The sequence below is a fragment of the Piscinibacter sp. genome (assembly GCF_047600445.1).
Classification (GTDB): Bacteria; Pseudomonadota; Gammaproteobacteria; order Burkholderiales; family Burkholderiaceae_C; genus Piscinibacter.
In genome coordinates this window covers 1,162,272-1,181,049 of the sequence record NZ_JASGKT010000002.1, presented here as the reverse complement: position 1 = coordinate 1,181,049, position 18,778 = coordinate 1,162,272, and the positions used below count along the sequence as shown (strand labels likewise).

The following is an 18,778-nucleotide window of genomic DNA, read 5'->3' as shown; positions in this document are numbered from 1 at the left end:
GGCGAAGGCCGGCGCCGCGCCCGCTCTTTCCTTCCCGCCGGTCCCTCTCCTTCAGGCTGCCCCATGTCGCAAGCGCTCCACCCCATGCTCAACATCGCCATCAAGGCGGCACGCGGCGCCGGGGCGATCATCAACCGCGCCTCGCTCGACCTGGACCTGCTGAAGATCAACACCAAGGGACCGAACGACTTCGTCAGCGAGGTCGACCAGGCCGCCGAGCAGTCCATCATCGAGACCGTGCTGGCCGCCTACCCCGGCCACGGCATCCTCGCCGAGGAATCGGGTCGCAGCCACGGCGCGAAGGACAGCGACTACGTCTGGATCATCGACCCGCTGGACGGCACCACCAACTTCCTGCACGGCTTCCCGGTCTACGCGGTGTCGATCGCGCTGGCCTTCCGCGGCCAGGTGCAGCAGGCGGTGGTGTACGACCCGGCGCGCAACGACCTGTTCTATGCCAGCAAGGGCCGCGGCGCCTACTTGAACGACAAGCGCTTGCGGGCCTCGAAACGCACCCGGCTGTCGGACGCGCTGATCGGCACCGGCTTCCCGTTCCGCAAGGGCGACAACTTCAAGCGCTACGTGCAGATGTTCGAGGAAGTGATGCAGAACTGCGCCGGGCTGCGCCGCCCGGGCGCCGCCGCGCTCGACCTGTGCTACGTGGCCGCGGGCTGGTACGACGGCTTCTTCGAGACCGGCCTGAACCCCTGGGACGTCGCGGCCGGCTCGCTGATGATCACCGAGGCCGGCGGCCTGGTCGGCAACTTCACCGGCGAGGCCGACTACCTCTACCAGCGCGAGGTGGTGGCGGGCAACCCGAAGGTCTACGCGCAACTGGTGCAGATCCTGACGCCGTACACGCGCGTGATCAAGGCCGACGAGCCGGCCGCGGCATCGGCCGCCGCGGCGCCCGCGCCGGCCGAGACCACGCCGGAGCAGGCGCTGGCGGCGACGCTCGCGCCGGCCAGGAAGGCGCCGGTGCGCATCCGCAAGGAAGACGCCTCCCGCTGACGCACGACGCCCCGGAGACACGCGCACCGTGGACACGCCGACCGCGAAGCCCGCCTTCGACGGCCACACGCCGGTGATGCAGCAATACCTGCGCATCAAGGCCGAGTTCCCCGACACGCTCGTCTTCTACCGGATGGGCGATTTCTACGAGCTGTTCTACGACGACGCGCGGCGCGCCAACCGGCTGCTCGACATCACGCTGACCACGCGCGGCCAGAGCGGCGGCGAGCCGGTGGTGATGGCCGGCGTGCCGGTGCATTCGGTGGAGAGCTACCTCGCCAAGCTGATCAAGATGGGCGAGGCGGTGGCGATCTGCGAGCAGGTCGGCGACGTCGCCACCGCCAAGGGGCCGGTGGAGCGCAAGGTGGTGCGCGTGGTGACGCCCGGCACCGTGACCGACACCGAACTGCTCGCCGACAAGAGCGATGCGCTGCTGCTCGCGGTGGCGCGCCAGGGCAACGGCTTCGGCCTCGCCTGGCTGGCGCTGACGCAGGGCGAGCTGGGCCTGGCCGAATGCGGCGAGCGCGAGCTGGCGAGCTGGCTGGCGCGGCTGCAGCCCAGCGAGCTGCTGGTGCAGCGCGAGCACGGCAGCGCGACGCTGGCCGCGGCGCGCGCGCCGCTGACGGTGCGGCCCGACTGGCAGTTCGACAGCGCGCTCGGCGCGCGCAAGCTGTGCGAGCAGTTGCGCGTGGCCAACCTCGCCGGCTTCAACGCGCAGGACCTGGCGGCCGCGCAGGCCGCCGCGGCGGCGCTGCTCGCCTTCGCCGAGCACACGCAGGGCCAGTCACTGGCGCACGTGCGCACGCTGGCGGTGCGACGCGGCAGCGAGCTGCTCGAACTGCCGCCCACGACGCACCGCAACCTGGAGCTGACGCAGACGCTGCGCGGCGAGGACGCGCCCACGCTCTTCTCGCTGATCGACACCTGCCGCACCGGCATGGGCAGCCGCGCGCTGCGCCAGTGGCTGACGCAGCCGCTGCGCGAGCGCCGCGTCGCCTCGCAGCGCCACGACGCGATCGAGACGCTGCTGGACACCGAGCTCGACGCGCTGCGCGAGGCGCTGCGCGGCGTCAGCGACGTCGAGCGCAGCACCGCGCGCATCGCGCTGCGCCAGGTGCGCCCGCGCGAGCTGGCCGGGCTGCGCGGCACGCTGCAGGCGCTGCCGGCGCTGGTGGCGCGCGTGCCGCACGGCGCCACCGCGCTGCTCGACATGCTGTGGGAGGCGCTGCACCCGCCGCGCGAGATCGAGGCGCTGCTGGCCGCCGCGATCGCCGACGAGCCGGCCGTGCAGTTGCGCGACGGCGGCGTGATCGCGCCCGGCTTCGACGCCGCGCTCGACGAGCTGCGCGGCATCGGCGCCAACTGCGACGCCTACCTGCTCGACCTGGAGGCGCGCGAGCGCGGCCGCACCGGCATCGCCAACCTGCGCGTGCAGTTCAACAAGGTGCACGGCTTCTACATCGAGGTCACCAGCAGCGGCATCGACCGCGTGCCCGCCGACTACCAGCGCCGCCAGACGCTGAAGAACGCCGAGCGCTTCATCACGCCCGAGCTGAAGGCCTTCGAGGACAAGGCGCTGTCGGCGCAGGACCGCGCGCTGGCGCGCGAGAAGCTGCTGTACGAGCAGTTGCTCGACCAGTTGCAGGTGCACCTCGACCCGCTCGCCGCGCTGGCGCGCGGCCTGGCGAGCCTGGATGCGCTCGCGGCGCTGGCCGAGCGCGCGCGCACGCTGGGCTGGTGCCGGCCGGCGTTCGTCAAGGAGCCGTGCATCGCTATCGAGGCCGGCCGCCACCCGGTGGTCGAGGCGCGCCTGGCCGAGACCGGCGCCGGCGCCTTCATGGCCAACGACTGCCGGCTCGACGCGAACCGCCGCATGCTGGTGATCACCGGCCCGAACATGGGCGGCAAGAGCACCTTCATGCGCCAGGTGGCGCTGATCGTGCTGCTCGCGGCGATGGGCTCCTACGTGCCGGCGCGGGCCTGCCGGCTCGGGCCGGTCGACGCGATCCACACCCGCATCGGCGCGGCCGACGACCTGGCCAACGCGCAGTCGACCTTCATGCTCGAGATGACCGAGGCCGCCGCGATCGTGCACGGCGCCACCGAGCAGTCGCTGGTGCTGATGGACGAGATCGGCCGCGGCACGTCCACCTTCGACGGCCTGGCGCTGGCCGGCGCGATCGCCACGCAACTGCACGAGCGCAACCGCTCGTTCACGCTGTTCGCGACGCACTACTTCGAGCTGACCGAGTTCCCGGCCAAGCACGAGCGCGCGATCAACGTGCACGTCTCGGCCGCCGAAAGCGGCGACGACATCGTCTTCCTGCACGACATCCAGGCCGGCCCGGCCAGCCGCAGCTACGGCGTGCAGGTGGCGCGGCTGGCCGGCATGCCGCCCGGGCTGATCCGCCAGGCGCGCGCCACGCTGGAGGCGCTCGAAGCCGGCCAGCGCGCGCACGACGCGCAGTTCGACCTGTTCGCGTCGCCGCCGGCGCCCGCCGCGCGGCCGCCCTCCGAGGTGGAGGAGGCGCTCGCGGCGATAGACCCCGACACGCTCAGCCCGAAGGAAGCGCTGGACGCGCTCTACAAGCTCAAGACCCTGCAGAAGGATCCGCCATGACGTACTGCGTGGGCATCAAGCTCGATGCCGGCCTCGTGTTCCTGTCCGACTCGCGCACCAACGCGGGCCTGGACCAGATCAGCACCTACCGCAAGATGATGGTCTACGAGAAGGCCGGCGACCGTTTCATGGCGATGCTCTCGGCGGGAAACCTGTCGATCAGCCAGTCGGTGCGCGAGATCCTGCAGGCCGAGAAGATCGACAACCCGGGCGGCGAGCCGATCACGATCTGGAACGCCGCCAGCATGTTCGACGCCGCGCGCGTGCTGGGCAGCGCGGTGCGCCGCGTCTACGACCAGGACGGCCCCTCGCTGAAGAAGAGCGGCGTCGACTTCAACGCCTCGATGATCCTCGGCGGCCAGATCAAGGGCGAGGCGATGCGCCTGTTCCTGGTCTACTCGGCCGGCAACTTCATCGAGGCCACGCGCGAGACCTGCTTCTTCCAGATCGGCGAGAGCAAGTACGGCAAGCCGGTGCTCGACCGCATGGTCAACTCGGCCACCGGGCTGGACGAGGCCGCCAAGTGCGCGCTGGTGTCGATGGACTCGACGCTGAAGTCCAACCTCTCGGTCGGCCTGCCGCTGGACCTGCTGGTCTACGAGCGCGACCGCCTCGCCAGCGACCGCATCGTCTGCGTCGACGAGCACAACCCGTACTTCCACATGATCCGCAGCACCTGGGGCCAGAAACTGCGCCAGGTGTTCGAGTCCATCGAGGCGCCGCAGTGGAACGGCGGCGCCACCGAGCACCCGCTGTGCGGCGCCGGCGGCCGCTACGAGCCGATGCGCAAGATCACCCACCCCGGGGAGAGGATCGTCTGATGGACAGCCCCGGGCCGGGCCGCAGGCGGCCGATCGTCTTCAGCCACGCCAACGGCTTCCCGGCCGGCACCTACCGCGTGCTGTTCGAGGCCTGGCGCGCCGCCGGCCACGCCGTGCACGCGATCGAGAAGTTCGGCCACGACCCGGCCTACCCCGTCAGCGGCAACTGGCCCAAGCTGCGCGACCAGTTGATCCACTTCGTCGAGCGCGAGGTCGGCGAGCCGGCGGTGCTGGTCGGCCATTCGCTCGGCGGGCTGCTCAGCCTGCTGGCCGCCTGCCGGCGGCCCGAGCTCGCCGCCGGGCTGGTGATGATCGACTCGCCGGTGGTCACCGGCTGGCGCGCGCACAGCCTGCGGGTGGCCAAGGCCACCGGGCTGATCAGGCGCGTGTCGCCGGGGCGCGTGTCGCGCACGCGCCGCCACGAATGGCCCTCGCGCGAGGCGGTGCAGCGCCACTTCGCCGCCAAGGCGCTGTTCGCGCGCTGGGATCCGCGCGTGCTGGCCGACTACGTGCGAGCCGGCTTCGAGGAGCGCGACGGCAAGACCCACCTCGCCTTCGACCGCGCCGTCGAGACGCGCATCTACGACACGCTGCCGCACCAGTTCGGCACGCTGCTGCGCCGCCACCCGCCGAAGTGCCCGGTGGCCTTCCTGGCCGGCACGCAGTCGGCGGAGATGCGCCAGGGCGGCATCGCGGCGTCGAAGGCGCTGGCGCCGGGCCGCTACACGCTGATCGAGGGCGGCCACCTGTTCCCGATGGAAAGACCCGACGAGACCGCGGCGGCCGTGCTGCGGTGGGTGGAGGCAATGGCCTAGGGGGATCGTCCGACGTACCCGTCGGGCGAGGGGCGGTCACGACGAGGCGCCTATAATCGCGCTTTACCACCACGGCATTCGTGCATGCGAGTGCCGCCCCCCATGACCAAGTTCGTCTTCGTCACCGGCGGCGTGGTGTCCTCGCTGGGCAAGGGCATCGCTTCTGCAAGCCTCGCCGCGATCCTCGAATCGCGCGGCCTCAAAGTCACCCTGATCAAGCTCGATCCGTACCTGAACGTCGATCCGGGCACGATGTCGCCGTTCCAGCATGGCGAGGTGTTCGTCACCGACGACGGCGCGGAGACCGACCTCGACCTCGGCCACTACGAGCGCTTCATCACGACGAAGATGCGCCGCGCCAACAACTTCACCACCGGCCAGATCTACAAGAGCGTGCTCGAGAAGGAGCGCCGCGGCGACTACCTCGGCAAGACGGTGCAGGTGATCCCGCACGTCACCAACGAGATCCAGGAGTTCATCCGGCGCGGCGCCGGCGTCGGCACCGACCACGAGGTGGACGTGGCGATCGTCGAGGTCGGCGGCACGGTGGGCGACATCGAGTCGCTGCCCTTCCTCGAAGCCGCGCGCCAGTTGAGCCTGAAGGCCGGGCCGAACCAGTGCGCCTTCGTGCACCTGACCTACGTGCCGTGGATCGCCGCGGCCGGCGAGCTGAAGACCAAGCCGACGCAGCACACCGTGCAGAAGCTGCGCGAGATCGGCGTGCAGCCCGACGCGCTGCTGTGCCGCGCCGACCGCCCGGTGCCCGACGAGGAGCGCGACAAGATCTCGCTGTTCACCAACGTGCCGCGCTGGGGCGTGATCTCGATGTGGGACGTCGACACCATCTACAAGGTGCCGCGCATGCTGCACGAGCAAGGGCTCGACGGGCTGATCTGCGACAAGCTGCGCCTGGCCACGCCGCCGGCCAACCTGCGTCGCTGGGACGACCTCGTCAGCGAGGTCGAGCACCCGAAGACCTCGGTGAAGATCGCGATGGTCGGCAAGTACACCGACCTGTCGGACTCGTACAAGTCGCTCAACGAGGCGCTGCGCCACGCCGGCATCCACAACCACGCCAAGGTCGTGATCGACTACGTCGACTCCGAGACGCTGACGCCGGAGAACGTCGGACGGCTCGCCGAGTTCGACGCGATCCTCGTGCCCGGCGGCTTCGGCAAGCGCGGCATCGAGGGCAAGATCTGCGCGGCGCGGCTGGCGCGCGAGCGCCGCATCCCCTACCTGGGCATCTGCCTGGGCATGCAGGTGGCGACCATCGAGTACGCGCGCCACAAGGCCAACCTCGCCAACGCCAACAGCACCGAGTTCGACCCCTCGACGCCGCATCCGGTGATCGCGCTGATCGACGAATGGCAGGACCGCGACGGCACGATCCAGAAGCGCAGCGCCGCCTCCGACCTCGGCGGCACGATGCGCCTGGGCGCGCAGAGCTCCGACGTCAAGCCCGGCACGCTGGCGCACCAGATCTACGGCAGCGTGGTGACCGAACGGCATCGCCACCGCTACGAGGCCAACGTCAACTACCTCGACGCCCTGCAGCAGGCTGGGCTGGTGATCTCGGCGATCACGCAGCGCGAGAAGCTCACCGAGATCGTCGAGCTGCCGCGCGCGGTGCATCCGTGGTTCATGGGCGTGCAGTTCCACCCCGAGTTCAAGTCGACGCCCTGGGGCGGGCACCCGCTGTTCACCTCCTACATCGAGGCGGCGCTGGCGCACCAGGCCGAGCGCGGCAAGGAGAAGGTGGCGGCATGAAGCTGTGCGGTTTCGAGGCCGGCCTCGACAAGCCCTTCTTCCTGATCGCCGGCCCCTGCGTGGTCGAGAGCGAGCAGTTGCAGATGGACGTGGCCGGGCGGCTCAAGGAGATCACCGCCGCGCTGGGCATCCCGTTCATCTTCAAGTCGAGCTACGACAAGGCCAACCGCTCGAGCGGCAGCTCGTTCCGCGGCCCCGGCATGGACCGGGGCCTGGAGATCCTCGCGAAGGTGAAGCGCGAGCTGCAACTGCCCATCCTGACCGACGTGCACGGCGAGGCCGAGATCGCGGCCGTCGCGGCGGTGGTCGACGTGCTGCAGACGCCGGCCTTCCTGTGCCGCCAGACCGACTTCATCCGCGCCGTGGCGCAAAGCGGCAGGCCCGTCAACATCAAGAAGGGCCAGTTCCTCGCGCCGCACGACATGAAGAACGTGATCGACAAGGCACGCGCCGCGGCGCGCGAGAAGGGCCTGCCGGAAGACAGCTTCCTCGCCTGCGAGCGCGGCGCGAGCTTCGGCTACAACAACCTCGTCTCCGACATGCGCAGCCTGGCGATCATGCGCGAGACCGGCGCGCCGGTGGTGTTCGACGCCACGCATTCGGTGCAGTTGCCCGGTGGGCAAGGCACGAGCAGCGGCGGGCAGCGCGAGTTCGTGCCGGTGCTGTCGCGCGCCGCCGTGGCGGTGGGCGTGGCCGGGCTCTTCATGGAAACCCACCCCGACCCGGCCAAGGCGATGTCCGACGGCCCGAACGCCGTGCCGCTGAAGCACATGAAGGCCCTGCTCGAACAGCTCGTCGCGCTCGACCGCGTGATCAAGACCCAGCCGCTGCTGGAGAACGACTTCTCCTGCTGAAGCGACTTCACGACCGAATTCCAACAACCTCCCGCTGAGAGAACCCACCATGAGCGCCATCGTCGACATCGTCGGAAGAGAAATCCTCGACAGCCGCGGCAACCCCACCGTCGAGTGCGACGTGCTGCTGGAAAGCGGCACCATGGGCCGCGCGGCCGTGCCCTCTGGCGCCTCGACCGGCTCGCGCGAAGCCATCGAGCTGCGCGACGGCGACAAGAAGCGCTACCTCGGCAAGGGCGTGCTCAAGGCCGTGGAGCACATCAACACCGAGATCAGCGAGGCGGTGCTGGGCCTGGACGCCTCCGAGCAGGCCTTCCTCGACAAGACCCTGCTCGACCTCGACGGCACCGACAACAAGAGCCGCCTGGGCGCGAACGCGACGCTGGCGGTGAGCATGGCGGTGGCGCGCGCGGCGGCCGAGGAGTCGGGCCTGCCGCTGTACCGCTACTTCGGCGGCTCCGGCGGCATGCAGTTGCCGGTGCCGATGATGAACGTGATCAACGGCGGCGCGCACGCCAACAACAACCTCGACCTGCAGGAGCTGATGATCATCCCCGTGGGCGCGCCCTCGTTCCGCGAAGCGGTGCGCTACGGCGCCGAGGTGTTCCACGCGCTGAAGAAGATCATCGACGCCAAGGGCATGAGCACCGCGGTCGGCGACGAAGGCGGCTTCGCGCCCAGCGTGGCCAGCCACGAGGCGGCGATCCAACTGATCCTCGAGGCCATCGACAAGGCCGGCTACGAGGCCGGCACGCAGGTCGCGATCGGCCTGGACTGCGCCGCCAGCGAGTTCTACAAGGACGGCAAGTACCACCTGGAAGGCGAAGGCCTGTCGCTGACCGCGCCGGAGTGGACCGACATCCTCGCCACCTGGGTCGACAAGTACCCCATCGTCTCGATCGAGGACGGCATGCACGAGGGCGACTGGGACGGCTGGAAGCACCTCACCGAGCGCCTGGGCGCCAAGGTGCAACTGGTCGGCGACGACCTGTTCGTCACCAACACCAAGATCCTGAAGGAAGGCATCGACAAGCGCATCGCCAACTCGATCCTCATCAAGATCAACCAGATCGGCACGCTGTCGGAGACCTTCGCCGCCATCGAGATGGCCAAGCGCGCCGGCTACACCGCGGTGATCTCGCACCGCTCGGGCGAGACCGAGGACAGCACCATCGCCGACATCGCCGTGGGCACCAACGCCGGCCAGATCAAGACCGGCTCGATGTCGCGCTCCGACCGCATCGCCAAGTACAACCAGCTCCTGCGCATCGAGGAAGACCTGGGCGACGTGGCGAGCTACCCCGGCCGCGCGGCGTTCTACAACCTGCGCTGAGCCGCCGAGGCACGCCGCCATGCGCCTGGTCACGATCGCCCTGCTGGCGCTGCTCGCGCTGGTGCACGCCGAGTTGTGGTTCGGCAAGGGCGGCGTGCCGCGCGTGATCGAGCTGTCGGGCAAGCTGGCCGAGCAGAAGAAGCTCAACGAGGCGGGCCGGCAGCGCAACGCGCAACTGCTCGCCGAGGTCAGCGACCTGAAGGAAGGGCTGGAGATGGTCGAGGAGAAGGCGCGCTTCGACCTCGGCATGGTCAAGCCCGACGAGATCTTCGTGCAGATCTCGCCGGCGCAGCGCTGAGCGCGCGCCCCGCGCCGCGCGATGGATTCGCTGCTGCAGGCGCTGCGGCCGCTGTTCGCGAGCGCCTTCACGCTGTGGGGTGCGCCGGCGAGCTGGCTGGAGCTGATCGCGCTGCTGCTCTCGCTGCTGATGGTGGCGCTGAACATGCGCGTCAACCCGCTCGCCTGGCCGCTGGCGATCGCCTCCTCGCTGCTGTACTTCCTTGTGTTCTGGGACGCGCGCCTGTATGGCGAGGGTTCCTTGCAGATCTTCTTCGCCGCCGTCGCGCTGTGGGGCTGGTGGCAGTGGCTGCGCGGCACCCTGGACGACGGCAGCGCGCTGCGCGTGCGCGCGCTGCCGCGGCGCGCTGCGCTGGGCTGCGCTCTGGCGCTGGCGGTCGCGTGGCCGGCGCTGGCGCTGTTCCTGGCGCACCGCACCGATTCCGACGTGCCCTGGCTGGACGCCCTGCCCACCGCCGGCAGCCTCGTCGGCCAGTGGCTGCTCGGGCGCAAGTACGTCGAGAACTGGACGGCCTGGCTTCTGGTCAACCTCGTCAGCGTCGTGCTGTTCGCGGTCAAGGGGCTGTGGCTGACGGTGATGCTCTACGCGGTGTTCGCCGCGCTGTCGGTGCTCGGCTGGCGCGCCTGGCGGCGCCTGGCGGCGGCGGCATGAGCGCCTTCGTGGTCACGCTGCTGGGCGCGGAGAGCACCGGCAAGACGACGATCGCGCACGCGCTGGGCGCGGTGCTGGCGCGGCGCGGCGAGCGCGTCGCGGTGGTCGAGGAATACCTGCGCGAGTTCTGCGACGGCGCGGGCCGCACGCCGCGCATCGACGAGCAGCGCGGCATCGCCGCCGAGCAGACGCGCCGCATCGCGGCCGCCGCCGCGGCGTGCGACGTGGTGGTGGCCGACACCAGCGCGCTGATGATCGCGGTCTACAGCGACCAGGTGTTCGGCGACACCGGCCTGTACGACGCGGCGCTGGCCGCGCACGCGCGCGCCGACCTGACGCTGCTGAGCGCGCTCGACCTGCCCTGGCAGCCCGACGGCCTGCAACGCGACGGCCCGCAGGTGCGCGAGCCGGTCGACGCGAAGATCCGCGCCGCGCTGGCGCGCGCCGCGATCGGCTGGGCGGTGCTGTTCGGCCAGGGCGAGGCGCGCCTGGCCAACGCGCTCGCCGCCGTCGAGCGTGCGCGCACCACGCCGGACGACGACGGCCGGCCGCGCTGGCAATGGGTCTGCGAGCGCTGCGGCGACGTCGGCTGCGAACGCCATCGCCTTCTGCCCTCGCTCTGATATCGTTCGCCGCCGATGGCCACGCGCTCGCTGCCTCCCGAGGACGACAACTTCGATCCGTTGTCGGCGCCGACGCTGGTGATGCACCACACCGTGCCCTCCGAGCTGCCGCCGCTGGAGAGCATCCTGATCGCGCCCGAGCCCGAGCCGGCACGCGGCCTGCCGTGGCGCCTGCTGGGCGGGGTGCTCGCCGCCGCGCTGGTCGGCGGCGGTGCGTGGCTGCTGCTGTGGCCGGCGGACGAGGCACCGGCCTCCTCGCCTGCATCCATACCGGCACCGGCGCCTGCGCCCGTTGCCGCTTCCGCGCCGCCGCCAGTGGCGTCGGCGGCGGCTTCGACACCGGAGGTCGTGCCCGTCGCACCGGCACCCGCTTCGGAGCCTTCACGGGCCGCGCCCGAGCCGGCCGCCTCACCCGCCTCGTCACCCGCCCCGGCCACCAGCGCGCCGGAGCGCCGCAAGCGCATCCCCGAGCCGGTGCGTCGCCCGTCGGCGAACGAAAACACGCACGTGCCGGCCCCCGTGCCCGAAACAGTGCTGTCCGCGCCGGCGCCCGCACCCGCCCTGCCGGAAGCCTCGGCACCGGCGCCCGAGCCGGCGACGGCCGCTCAACCGAAGTCCGTCGCCGAGCTGTGCAGCGGCGGCAACCTGCTGACGCGCGGCTTCTGCGAGCACCGCGAGTGCGCCCAGGCCGAGCACGCCGGCGACGCCACCTGCGTGCGCATCCGGGAAGCCGAGGAAGCGCGCCGCTTCCGCCAGTAGCAAGCGCCGGGGCGGCGATCAGTTGATCGCGCCGCTGCCCGGCGGCTGCGTGCCGGCGGGCAGGAACAGCCCCGCCGCGTCCACCGGATCGAAGTGGTACTTCTGGCCACAGAAGTCGCAGGCGATCTCGACGCGGCCCTGCTCGGCGAGGATGCCGTCGACCTCCTCGCGCCCCAGCCCGCGCAGCATCGCGGCGACGCGCTCGCGCGAGCAGCCGCAGTGGAAGCGCGGCCCGTTCGTGCCGGCCTGCGGCACGAAGCGCAGCAGCTTCTCCTCCCAGAAGAGGCGGCGCAGGATGGTCTCGGCGTCGAGCGTCAGCAGTTCCTCGCGCTTCAGCGACGCGCTCAGGTGGGCGATGCGGTTGAAGGCTTCGTCCAGGCCGATGCGGTCTTCGTTGCGCTCGCCCTGCAGGTTGCCCAGGCCTTCCACCGGCAGGCGCTGGATCAGCAGCCCGGCGGCGATGCGCTCGTCGGCGGCCAGCACGAGGCGGGTGTCGAGCTGCTCCGACTGCAGCATGTAGTGCTCCAGCACCTGCGACAGCTCCTGCAAGGGCTCGTTGCGGTCGCCGTGCAGCGGCACCACGCCCTGGTAGGGCTGCTGGCCGGGGCGCTTGTCCTTCGGGTCGAGCGTGATCGCGCAGCGGCCCTTGCCGTGCAGGTTGAGCATGGCCTCGAGCCGCGCGTCGGCCGCCACCTCGCCCACCACCTTGGCGGTGGCGCGGAAGCTCAGGTCGGGCTGCGCCTCGGCCACGGCCAGCCGCACCGGCCCGTCGCCGAACACCTGCAGCACCAGCGCGCCGTTGAACTTGATGTTGGCCTGCATCAGCACCGAGGCCGCCGCCATCTCGCCGAGCAGCGTGCGCACCGGCAGCGCGAAGGCGTCGTCGGCCCGGCTGCGGCGCGCCAGCAGCTCCTGCCACGACTCGGTCAGGCGCACCAGCATGCCGCGCACCGGCAGGCCTTCGAACAGGAACTTGTGCAACTCCGACATCAGCCGATCTTCTCCAGGCCGCGCGCGTAACGCGCCGCGTTCTCGGCGTAGTGCACGGCGCCGCTGCGCAGCCGCTCGAACTGCTCGGGCGAGAGCTGCTTCACCACCCGGGCCGGCGCGCCCATGATCAGCGAGCCGTCGGGGAATTCCTTGCCCTCGGTGACCAGCGCGCCGGCGCCGACCAGGCAGTTGCGGCCGATGCGCGCGTTGTTCAGCACCACCGCCTGGATGCCGATCAGCGAGCCGTCGCCGATGGTGCAGCCGTGCAGCATGACCTGGTGGCCCACGGTCACGTCGTCGCCGATCACCAGCGGGCAGCCCATGTCGGTGTGCAGCACGCTGCCGTCCTGCACGTTGGAGCCGCGTCCGACCGTGATCCATTCGTTGTCGCCGCGCAGCACCGCGCCGAACCAGACGCTGGCGTTCTCCTTCAGCTCGACGCGGCCGATCACCCGGGCGCTGTCGGCCACCCAGGCGCCGCTCGCGATGCGGGGAATGTCGTCGTCCAGCCGGTAGATCGCCATCGGTTTCTTTCGCGGGCAGAAAAGCCCAGTGTAGTCAGAGCGCGCGGTTGGCGCGCTCCTCGGCCGCCGTCATCACGCGGATGCACGGCGTGTAGCCGTCGTGCACCACGCCATGCAGGTCGGTGCGCTTGTGCGAGCGCATCAGCGAGAGCAGGAAGCGCACCGTTTCCAGCGTGATCACCTGCCCCGGCACCAGCGCCGGGATGCCGGGCGGGTACGGCACGATCTGGTCGGCGCAGACGCGGCCGTCGAGCGCGGCGTTGGCGTGCTCGTCCTCGTCGAGCAGCGGCAGCAGCTCGCCCTCGCAGTAGAAGGCGTCGCGCGGCAGGAACTTCAGCGAGGTGAAGCGCGCGATCTCGGGCGCCTTGACGAGCCGGCGCGGCGCCCGCGCCTCGCGCGCCAGGCGCAGCAGCGCGTCGTGCAGGCGCGAGACCTTGCTGCGCGTGGTGCCTATGGTCAGCAGCAGCGTCACGGTGTTGAAGGTCGACTTCTCGACCTGGATGTTGAAGCGCTCGAACAGCACCTGCTGGAACTCGTCGACGGTGAAGCCCGACTTCGAGATGTCCACCGTGATCTTGGTCGGGTCGAGCGCGATGGCGTCGCCGCGCACCTCGGCGGGCAGCAGCTCGGCCAGCGTCAGCGCGCGGAACACGCCGGTGGCGTCTATCGCCTCGCGCAGTTCGGCGGCCAGCGCCAGCGTGCGCGCGAGCAGCTTGTAGCCCTCCATCACCGCCTGCTGGCGGCCGACGTCGAGGCTGGCGATGATGCCGTACTGCGGGCTGGTCGACGCATGCATGTTGAAGTTCTCGCGGAACAGGTGCGCGTCGAAGTCCGGGTCGTTGACGTGGATCATGCTGGCCTGGCTGAGCGCCGACAGCACCTTGTGGGTGGACTGCGTCGCGTAGTCGGCGCCGGCCTCCAGCGCCGTCGGCCGGAACGCCGGGTGGAAGCGCGCATGCGCGTACCAGGCCTCGTCGATGATCACCTTGATGCCCCTGGCGTGCGCCGCCTCGACGATGGGCGGCAGGTCGTAGCGCAGGCCGTCGTAGGTGCACGACGTCAGGATCAGCGCCTTCGCCCGCGGGTGCGCCTCGATGGCGGCGAACAGCGTCTTCTTCGGCACCGGGCCGAACAGGCCGTAGGTGGTGTTGACCGAGCTGTCGAGGTAGACCGGGCGCGCGCCCGCCAGCACCACGCCGTGGTGCACCGACTTGTGGCAGTTGCGGTCCAGCAGCAGCGTGTCGCCGGGCGCCAGCAGGGTCTGGAAGATCACCTTGTTGGCCGTCGAGGTGCCGTTGGTGGCGAAGAAGGTGCGCCGCGCGCCGAAGGCGCGTGCCGCCATGTCCTGCGCCTGCGCGATCACGCCCTTGGGGTCGAGCAGCGAATCGAGCATGTCCACCGACACCGAGAGGTCGGCGCGCAGCAGGTTCTCGCCGACGAACTCGTGGAAGGCCGCGGCCCAGGGGCTGCCGCGCAGGCTGTCGCCGGAGGAATGCCCCGGCGTGTGCCAGGCGTCCTTGGCCATCAGCACGTAGTCGCGCAGCGCGTCGAAGAAGGGCGTGCGCGACTTCTCCTGGATCTCGGCCTGGACGATGCGGAACCAGCCGCGCGGGTCGGCCTCGTCGCGGATGAAGAAGCCGTCGATCGCCTCGCGCGTCAGCGCGCCGACCGTCTCCTCGTCGTGCGCGCCGTCGACCAGCACGTACAGGTCCAGCTCGGGGCGCAGCGCGTAGAGCGACTGCACCAGCGCCTCGGCGCCCTTGTCGTCGCCGTTGCCGTCGCCGCCGTTGTCGCCGTTGTCGATCAAGACGCTTTGCAGGTCGCCGTCCTCGCGGGCGATGCGCATCGCCTCGGCCGCGCTCTCGACGCCGGAGAAGCTCAGCCCGCAGGGGTTGGGCAGGCTCTTGGCGGCGGCGTTCAGGCCTTTGAGCAGGGTGCGACGCAGGGTGGCGTCGGCGGCGACGAGCAGGACGTGGCTGTGCGGGCGCGGCATAGATGCGGATTATCGAGCGGCGCTGCGGATAATCCGCGCATGGAACTGCGCCGCCATGCCCTGGCCCTGCTGCGCATCGCCGAGCCGGTGGAGAAGGCGGCGGCGGTGCGCGCGGCCTTCGAGGCCGGCATCGAACGCATCGACGCCGACGCGCCGCTCGAAGAACCGCCCGGCCTGCCCGGCCGCCCGGCGCGCCCGCGCCTCGTGCCGCCGAAGGACGTGCCGACCCGCTCGCCCTTCACCGTCGAGGGCCGCGCCGCGCTGCTGCACGCGATCGCGCACATCGAGTTCAACGCGATCAACCTCGGCCTGGACGCGGTGTGGCGCTTCGCCGGCATGCCGCAGGCCTTCTACCTCGACTGGTTCCGCGTCGCCGCCGAGGAGGCGCTGCACTTCACGCTGCTGCGCGAGCACCTGCTGACGCTGGGCCACGACTACGGCGACTTCGACGCCCACGACGGCCTGTGGACCATGACGGCGCGCACCGCGCACGACGTGGTGGCGCGCATGGCGCTGGTGCCGCGCACGCTGGAAGCGCGCGGCCTCGACGCCACGCCGCCGCTGCAGGCCAAGCTCGCCAAGGCCGGCGACGCGCGCGCGGTGGCCATCCTCGACGTCATCCTGCGCGACGAGATCGGCCACGTCGCGATCGGCAACCGCTGGTACCGCTTCGCCTGCGAGCGCCTCGGGCTGGACCCGGTGGCGATCTACCCCGATCTGGTGCGGCGCCATGCCGCGCCCCGGCTGCGCCCGCCCTTCAACGACGCGGCGCGCCGCGCCGCCGGCTTCAGCGACGAGGAAATCGCCTACCTGACGCGCGCGCTCTGAACCGCCCCGGCGCGCTTACACTTCGCGCCACATTCCTTCATTCGAGGACGTTCATGACCGCCATCACCACCCGTCGATTCCTGCAAACCGCCGGCCTGCTCTTCGCCGGCGTCCTGCTCGCCGCCTGCGGCAAGAAGGACGAGGCGCCCGCGCCGACCGCCGCCGCTCCGGAGCCGGCCGCCTCGGTGGCCGCCGCGCCGCCGCCGGCCAAGGTCTACGTGGTCGGCACCGACGCCGCCTACGCGCCCTTCGAGTCGCAGAACGAGAAGGGCGAGATCGTCGGCCTGACGATCGACATGCTCTCCGCCGTGGCCGCCAAGGCCGGCATCGAGATCAAGTTCGTCAACACGCCGTGGGAAGGCATCTTCAACTCGCTGCAGCAGGGTGACCGCGACATCCTCGCCTCGTCGATCACGATCACCGAGGAGCGCAAGCAGACGATGGACTTCACCAACCCCTACTTCGACGCCTACCAGCTCATCGCGGTCAAGGCGACGTCGAAGGTGGCGAAGTTCGACGACCTGAAGAAGCTCAAGGTCGGCGTGCAGACCGGCACCACCGGCGACGAGGTGGTCACCAAGCAGCAGGGCAAGAACAGCACCAACATCAAGCGCTTCGAATCGACCCCGCTGGCGCTCAAGGAGCTGGAGTCGGGCGGCGTCGACGCGGTGGTGGCCGACAACGGCGTGGTCGTCAACTACGTGACCAACAACCCCGACGCCAAGTTCAAGACCGTCAGCGACAAGGCCTTCGAGCCCGAGCAGTACGGCTTCGCGGTCAAGAAGGGCAACGCCGAACTGCTCGACAAGCTGAACAAGGGCCTGGCCGACATCAAGGCCGACGGCACCTACAACACGATCTACGCCAAGTACTTCGGCGCCGCCCCGGCCGCCGCGGAACCGGCGGCCTCGAAGTAAGCCCGGCACGGCGCGAGCGTCGTCGTGGGCCTGCGCTGGGACATCCTGGCCGTCTACGGGCCGCTGTTCCTCAGCGGCCTGTGGACGACCATCCAGCTCACCTTCGTCGCCATCGGCGCCGGGCTGCTGCTCGGCGTGCTGCTCGGGCTGGTCAGCAGCTCGCGCGACGCGCCGGCGCCCAAGTCGGTCGCGCTCGCTTGGCTGCTGAAGGCGGCGCGCGGCGTCACGCTCGCCTACGTCACCTTCTTCCGCGGCACGCCGCTGTTCGTGCAGATCCTGCTGGTGCACTTCGCGCTGATGCCGATGCTGGTGCACCCCGACGGCGGCCTGCTGCTGTCCGGCGAGGCGGCGCGCGAGTTCCGCCAGAGCCACGGCGCCTTCTTCTCCGGCGCGCTGGCGATGACGCTCAACGCCGGCGCGTACATCTCGGAGATCTTCCGCGCCGGCATCCAGAGCATCCACCTGGGCCAGACCCAGGCCGCCTACAGCTTGGGCCTGACGCATGCGCAATCGATGCGCTTCGTAGTGCTGCCGCAGGCCTTCCGGCGCATGATCCCGGCGCTGGTGAACGAGGGCGTCACGCTGATCAAGGACTCCTCGCTGGTCTCGGCCATCGGCCTCGCGGAACTGGCGCTGGCCGCGCGCACGGTGGCCGGCGCCTATGCGCGCTACTGGGAGCCCTACCTCGCCATCTCGGCGGTCTACCTGGTGCTCACGCTCACGCTGTCGATGCTCGCCAAACGGCTCGAAGCGCCGTCCCACCTGCGCGGACGCTGACCGTTTGTCGCCCGATTGTCGCTTCGGCGCAACGAAGATTCGGGTTTTCCGCTAGCTGTCATCTAACATTCGCACCTGCGTCCCGGGGGTCACGAACCACCCGGTGTGTTTCAAACCAAGACAGGATCCACATGAAGCGCTCTCTTTTCCTGGCCGCCCTGGCCACCCTGACCAGCGGCGCCGCCCTGGCCCAAAGCAGCGTCACCATCTACGGCCGCCTGAACGAGTCGGTCGAGCGCCAGAAGGTCGGCAGCACCTCGGTGACCGCGATGGCCGACAGCCAATCGCGTATCGGCTTCAAGGGCACCGAAGACCTCGGCGGCGGCCTGAAGGCTTCGTTCCTGATCGAGCACGGCTTCAACGCCGACACCGGCTCGCAAGCCACCGGCGGATTCTGGGGTCGCGAGAGCTGGGTCGCGCTGGAAGGCGGCTTCGGCCGCGTGCGCCTGGGCAACATGGGCCCGTCGGCGGCGTACTTCGCCACCGCCGACTACATCAGCATGCACAACCACGACACCGGCACGTCGGCTGATGCGCTCTACCTGTACCCCGGCGTGTCGACCAACACGATCGCCTACAACTCGCCGAGCTTCGGCGGCCTGACGATCGACGCGCAACTGGGCCTCGCCGAGAACACCCAGCCCCGCAAGACCTACGTGCTGGCGGCCAACTACGTCGGCGGCCCGCTGCACCTGGGCGCCAGCTACGTGCAAGGCCCTGGCGGCCCGCTGGAAGACGACAAGCACAGCGAAATCGGCCTGCGTGGGCTGTACGAAATGGGCCCGGTCACGCTGGGTGCCTACTACGTTCGCAACGAGATCGAAGACGCCACCGGCACGTCCAAGCGTAACGCCTACCGCGTGTCGGCCATGTACGCCTTCGGCGCCAACGAACTGCACGCCAACGTCGGCGTCGCCAGCAAGTGGAAGGGCGGCGGCCAGTACTCGGGCAACGACACCGGCGCCAAGCAGTTCACGCTGGCCTACAACTACAACCTGAGCAAGCGCACCAAGCTGTACGCTTTCTACACGAAGGTCGACAACGACGCGGGGGCCGCCTACAACCCGGGCCGCTTCGCGATTGGCAACGCCCTGGGCGACGACCTGTCGTCGGTCGCTTTCGGCATCCGCCACAACTTCTGATCCCGGAAGTTCACAGCGTCCAAAAAGGGCCGGTCTTTCGACCGGCCCTTTT

The 18,778-nt window shown here is 70.4% G+C and carries 18 protein-coding genes; 15 read left to right on the top strand and 3 right to left on the bottom strand.

From position 1 onward, the window contains the following. Nucleotides 1–63: 63 nt before the first annotated feature. From QM792_RS09645 to QM792_RS09595, 11 genes are all read left to right on the top strand, one after another. Entirely contained in the window at nucleotides 64–1,011 is a 948-nt protein-coding gene (locus QM792_RS09645; protein WP_415149527.1) for an inositol monophosphatase family protein, read from the top strand. 76 nt (nucleotides 1,012–1,087) lie between these two features. Then, a complete protein-coding gene (mutS, locus tag QM792_RS09640; RefSeq protein ID WP_415151605.1) occupies nucleotides 1,088–3,631 on the top strand; it encodes a DNA mismatch repair protein MutS in 2,544 nt (847 codons plus the stop codon). After that, nucleotides 3,628–4,452 carry a peptidase gene (locus QM792_RS09635; protein WP_415149526.1) on the top strand — a complete coding sequence of 275 codons (825 nt, stop codon included), beginning with the start codon at nucleotides 3,628–3,630 and terminating at the stop codon, nucleotides 4,450–4,452. Before mutS ends, QM792_RS09635 begins: the two co-directional genes overlap by 4 nt. Further along, complete coding sequence (locus tag QM792_RS09630) at nucleotides 4,452–5,267, top strand: alpha/beta fold hydrolase (protein ID WP_415149524.1); 816 nt, start codon at nucleotides 4,452–4,454, stop codon at nucleotides 5,265–5,267. The genes QM792_RS09635 and QM792_RS09630 overlap by 1 nt, the downstream gene beginning before the upstream one ends. 102 nt (nucleotides 5,268–5,369) lie before the next feature. Next, nucleotides 5,370–7,037 carry a CTP synthase gene (locus tag QM792_RS09625; protein WP_415149523.1) on the top strand — a complete coding sequence of 556 codons (1,668 nt, stop codon included), beginning with the start codon at nucleotides 5,370–5,372 and terminating at the stop codon, nucleotides 7,035–7,037. Continuing rightward, nucleotides 7,034–7,891, top strand: coding sequence for a 3-deoxy-8-phosphooctulonate synthase (gene kdsA / locus QM792_RS09620; protein ID WP_415149521.1), 858 nt, complete (start codon nucleotides 7,034–7,036; stop codon nucleotides 7,889–7,891). Before QM792_RS09625 ends, kdsA begins: the two co-directional genes overlap by 4 nt. A gap of 49 nt (nucleotides 7,892–7,940) precedes the next feature. Beyond that, a complete protein-coding gene (gene eno, locus QM792_RS09615) occupies nucleotides 7,941–9,224 on the top strand; it encodes a phosphopyruvate hydratase (RefSeq protein WP_415149519.1) in 1,284 nt (427 codons plus the stop codon). A gap of 19 nt (nucleotides 9,225–9,243) precedes the next feature. Further along, complete coding sequence (gene ftsB, locus QM792_RS09610) at nucleotides 9,244–9,522, top strand: cell division protein FtsB (protein ID WP_415149517.1); 279 nt, start codon at nucleotides 9,244–9,246, stop codon at nucleotides 9,520–9,522. A 21-nt stretch (nucleotides 9,523–9,543) separates the two neighbouring features. Further along, nucleotides 9,544–10,173: a nicotinamide riboside transporter PnuC gene (gene pnuC / locus QM792_RS09605; protein WP_415149515.1), complete on the top strand. Its 630-nt coding sequence runs from the start codon at nucleotides 9,544–9,546 to the stop codon at nucleotides 10,171–10,173. Beyond that, nucleotides 10,170–10,796, top strand: coding sequence for an AAA family ATPase (locus tag QM792_RS09600; protein WP_415149512.1), 627 nt, complete (start codon nucleotides 10,170–10,172; stop codon nucleotides 10,794–10,796). Before pnuC ends, QM792_RS09600 begins: the two co-directional genes overlap by 4 nt. A 15-nt stretch (nucleotides 10,797–10,811) precedes the next feature. Next, the gene (locus QM792_RS09595) at nucleotides 10,812–11,555 is read left to right on the top strand and encodes a hypothetical protein (protein WP_415149510.1); all 744 of its coding nucleotides are present in this window, start codon (nucleotides 10,812–10,814) and stop codon (nucleotides 11,553–11,555) included. An 18-nt stretch (nucleotides 11,556–11,573) separates the two neighbouring features. Here QM792_RS09595 and QM792_RS09590 read toward each other — a convergent pair whose 3' ends face one another. The 3 genes from QM792_RS09590 to QM792_RS09580 are packed head-to-tail and all read right to left on the bottom strand — an operon-like array spanning nucleotide 11,574 to nucleotide 15,062. After that, entirely contained in the window at nucleotides 11,574–12,545 is a 972-nt protein-coding gene (locus QM792_RS09590; RefSeq protein ID WP_415149508.1) for an Hsp33 family molecular chaperone HslO, read from the bottom strand. Continuing rightward, on the bottom strand, nucleotides 12,545–13,069 hold the full coding sequence (locus QM792_RS09585; protein WP_415149507.1) for a gamma carbonic anhydrase family protein: 525 nt from the start codon (nucleotides 13,067–13,069) through the stop codon (nucleotides 12,545–12,547). Before QM792_RS09585 ends, QM792_RS09590 begins: the two co-directional genes overlap by 1 nt. Nucleotides 13,070–13,103: 34 nt before the next feature. Then, complete coding sequence (locus QM792_RS09580) at nucleotides 13,104–15,062, bottom strand: aminotransferase class I/II-fold pyridoxal phosphate-dependent enzyme (protein WP_415149505.1); 1,959 nt, start codon at nucleotides 15,060–15,062, stop codon at nucleotides 13,104–13,106. A gap of 39 nt (nucleotides 15,063–15,101) precedes the next feature. Between QM792_RS09580 and QM792_RS09575 the strand changes: the two genes are divergently transcribed. From QM792_RS09575 to QM792_RS09560, 4 genes are all read left to right on the top strand, one after another. Next, a complete protein-coding gene (locus QM792_RS09575) occupies nucleotides 15,102–15,890 on the top strand; it encodes a ferritin-like domain-containing protein (RefSeq protein ID WP_415149504.1) in 789 nt (262 codons plus the stop codon). Between the two features lie 53 nt (nucleotides 15,891–15,943). Next, the gene (locus tag QM792_RS09570; RefSeq protein ID WP_415149502.1) at nucleotides 15,944–16,807 is read left to right on the top strand and encodes a basic amino acid ABC transporter substrate-binding protein; all 864 of its coding nucleotides are present in this window, start codon (nucleotides 15,944–15,946) and stop codon (nucleotides 16,805–16,807) included. Between the two features lie 24 nt (nucleotides 16,808–16,831). Continuing rightward, a complete protein-coding gene (locus QM792_RS09565; protein ID WP_415149500.1) occupies nucleotides 16,832–17,584 on the top strand; it encodes an amino acid ABC transporter permease in 753 nt (250 codons plus the stop codon). A gap of 131 nt (nucleotides 17,585–17,715) precedes the next feature. Then, complete coding sequence (locus QM792_RS09560; protein ID WP_415149499.1) at nucleotides 17,716–18,726, top strand: porin; 1,011 nt, start codon at nucleotides 17,716–17,718, stop codon at nucleotides 18,724–18,726. Nucleotides 18,727–18,778 lie beyond the last annotated feature (52 nt).

Excerpts from the sequence above, each read along its gene's own strand:
- QM792_RS09645 (WP_415149527.1), top strand. The coding sequence starts at position 64 with ATGTCGCAAGCGCTCCACCCCATGCTCAACATCGCCATCAAGGCGGCA.
- mutS (WP_415151605.1), top strand. The coding sequence starts at position 1,088 with ATGCAGCAATACCTGCGCATCAAGGCCGAGTTCCCCGACACGCTCGTC.
- QM792_RS09635 (WP_415149526.1), top strand. The coding sequence starts at position 3,628 with ATGACGTACTGCGTGGGCATCAAGCTCGATGCCGGCCTCGTGTTCCTG.
- QM792_RS09630 (WP_415149524.1), top strand. The coding sequence starts at position 4,452 with ATGGACAGCCCCGGGCCGGGCCGCAGGCGGCCGATCGTCTTCAGCCAC.
- QM792_RS09625 (WP_415149523.1), top strand. The coding sequence starts at position 5,370 with ATGACCAAGTTCGTCTTCGTCACCGGCGGCGTGGTGTCCTCGCTGGGC.
- kdsA (WP_415149521.1), top strand. The coding sequence starts at position 7,034 with ATGAAGCTGTGCGGTTTCGAGGCCGGCCTCGACAAGCCCTTCTTCCTG.
- eno (WP_415149519.1), top strand. The coding sequence starts at position 7,941 with ATGAGCGCCATCGTCGACATCGTCGGAAGAGAAATCCTCGACAGCCGC.
- ftsB (WP_415149517.1), top strand. The coding sequence starts at position 9,244 with ATGCGCCTGGTCACGATCGCCCTGCTGGCGCTGCTCGCGCTGGTGCAC.
- pnuC (WP_415149515.1), top strand. The coding sequence starts at position 9,544 with ATGGATTCGCTGCTGCAGGCGCTGCGGCCGCTGTTCGCGAGCGCCTTC.
- QM792_RS09600 (WP_415149512.1), top strand. The coding sequence starts at position 10,170 with ATGAGCGCCTTCGTGGTCACGCTGCTGGGCGCGGAGAGCACCGGCAAG.
- QM792_RS09595 (WP_415149510.1), top strand. The coding sequence starts at position 10,812 with ATGGCCACGCGCTCGCTGCCTCCCGAGGACGACAACTTCGATCCGTTG.
- QM792_RS09590 (WP_415149508.1), bottom strand. The coding sequence starts at position 12,545 with ATGTCGGAGTTGCACAAGTTCCTGTTCGAAGGCCTGCCGGTGCGCGGC.
- QM792_RS09585 (WP_415149507.1), bottom strand. The coding sequence starts at position 13,069 with ATGGCGATCTACCGGCTGGACGACGACATTCCCCGCATCGCGAGCGGC.
- QM792_RS09580 (WP_415149505.1), bottom strand. The coding sequence starts at position 15,062 with ATGCCGCGCCCGCACAGCCACGTCCTGCTCGTCGCCGCCGACGCCACC.
- QM792_RS09575 (WP_415149504.1), top strand. The coding sequence starts at position 15,102 with ATGGAACTGCGCCGCCATGCCCTGGCCCTGCTGCGCATCGCCGAGCCG.
- QM792_RS09570 (WP_415149502.1), top strand. The coding sequence starts at position 15,944 with ATGACCGCCATCACCACCCGTCGATTCCTGCAAACCGCCGGCCTGCTC.
- QM792_RS09560 (WP_415149499.1), top strand. The coding sequence starts at position 17,716 with ATGAAGCGCTCTCTTTTCCTGGCCGCCCTGGCCACCCTGACCAGCGGC.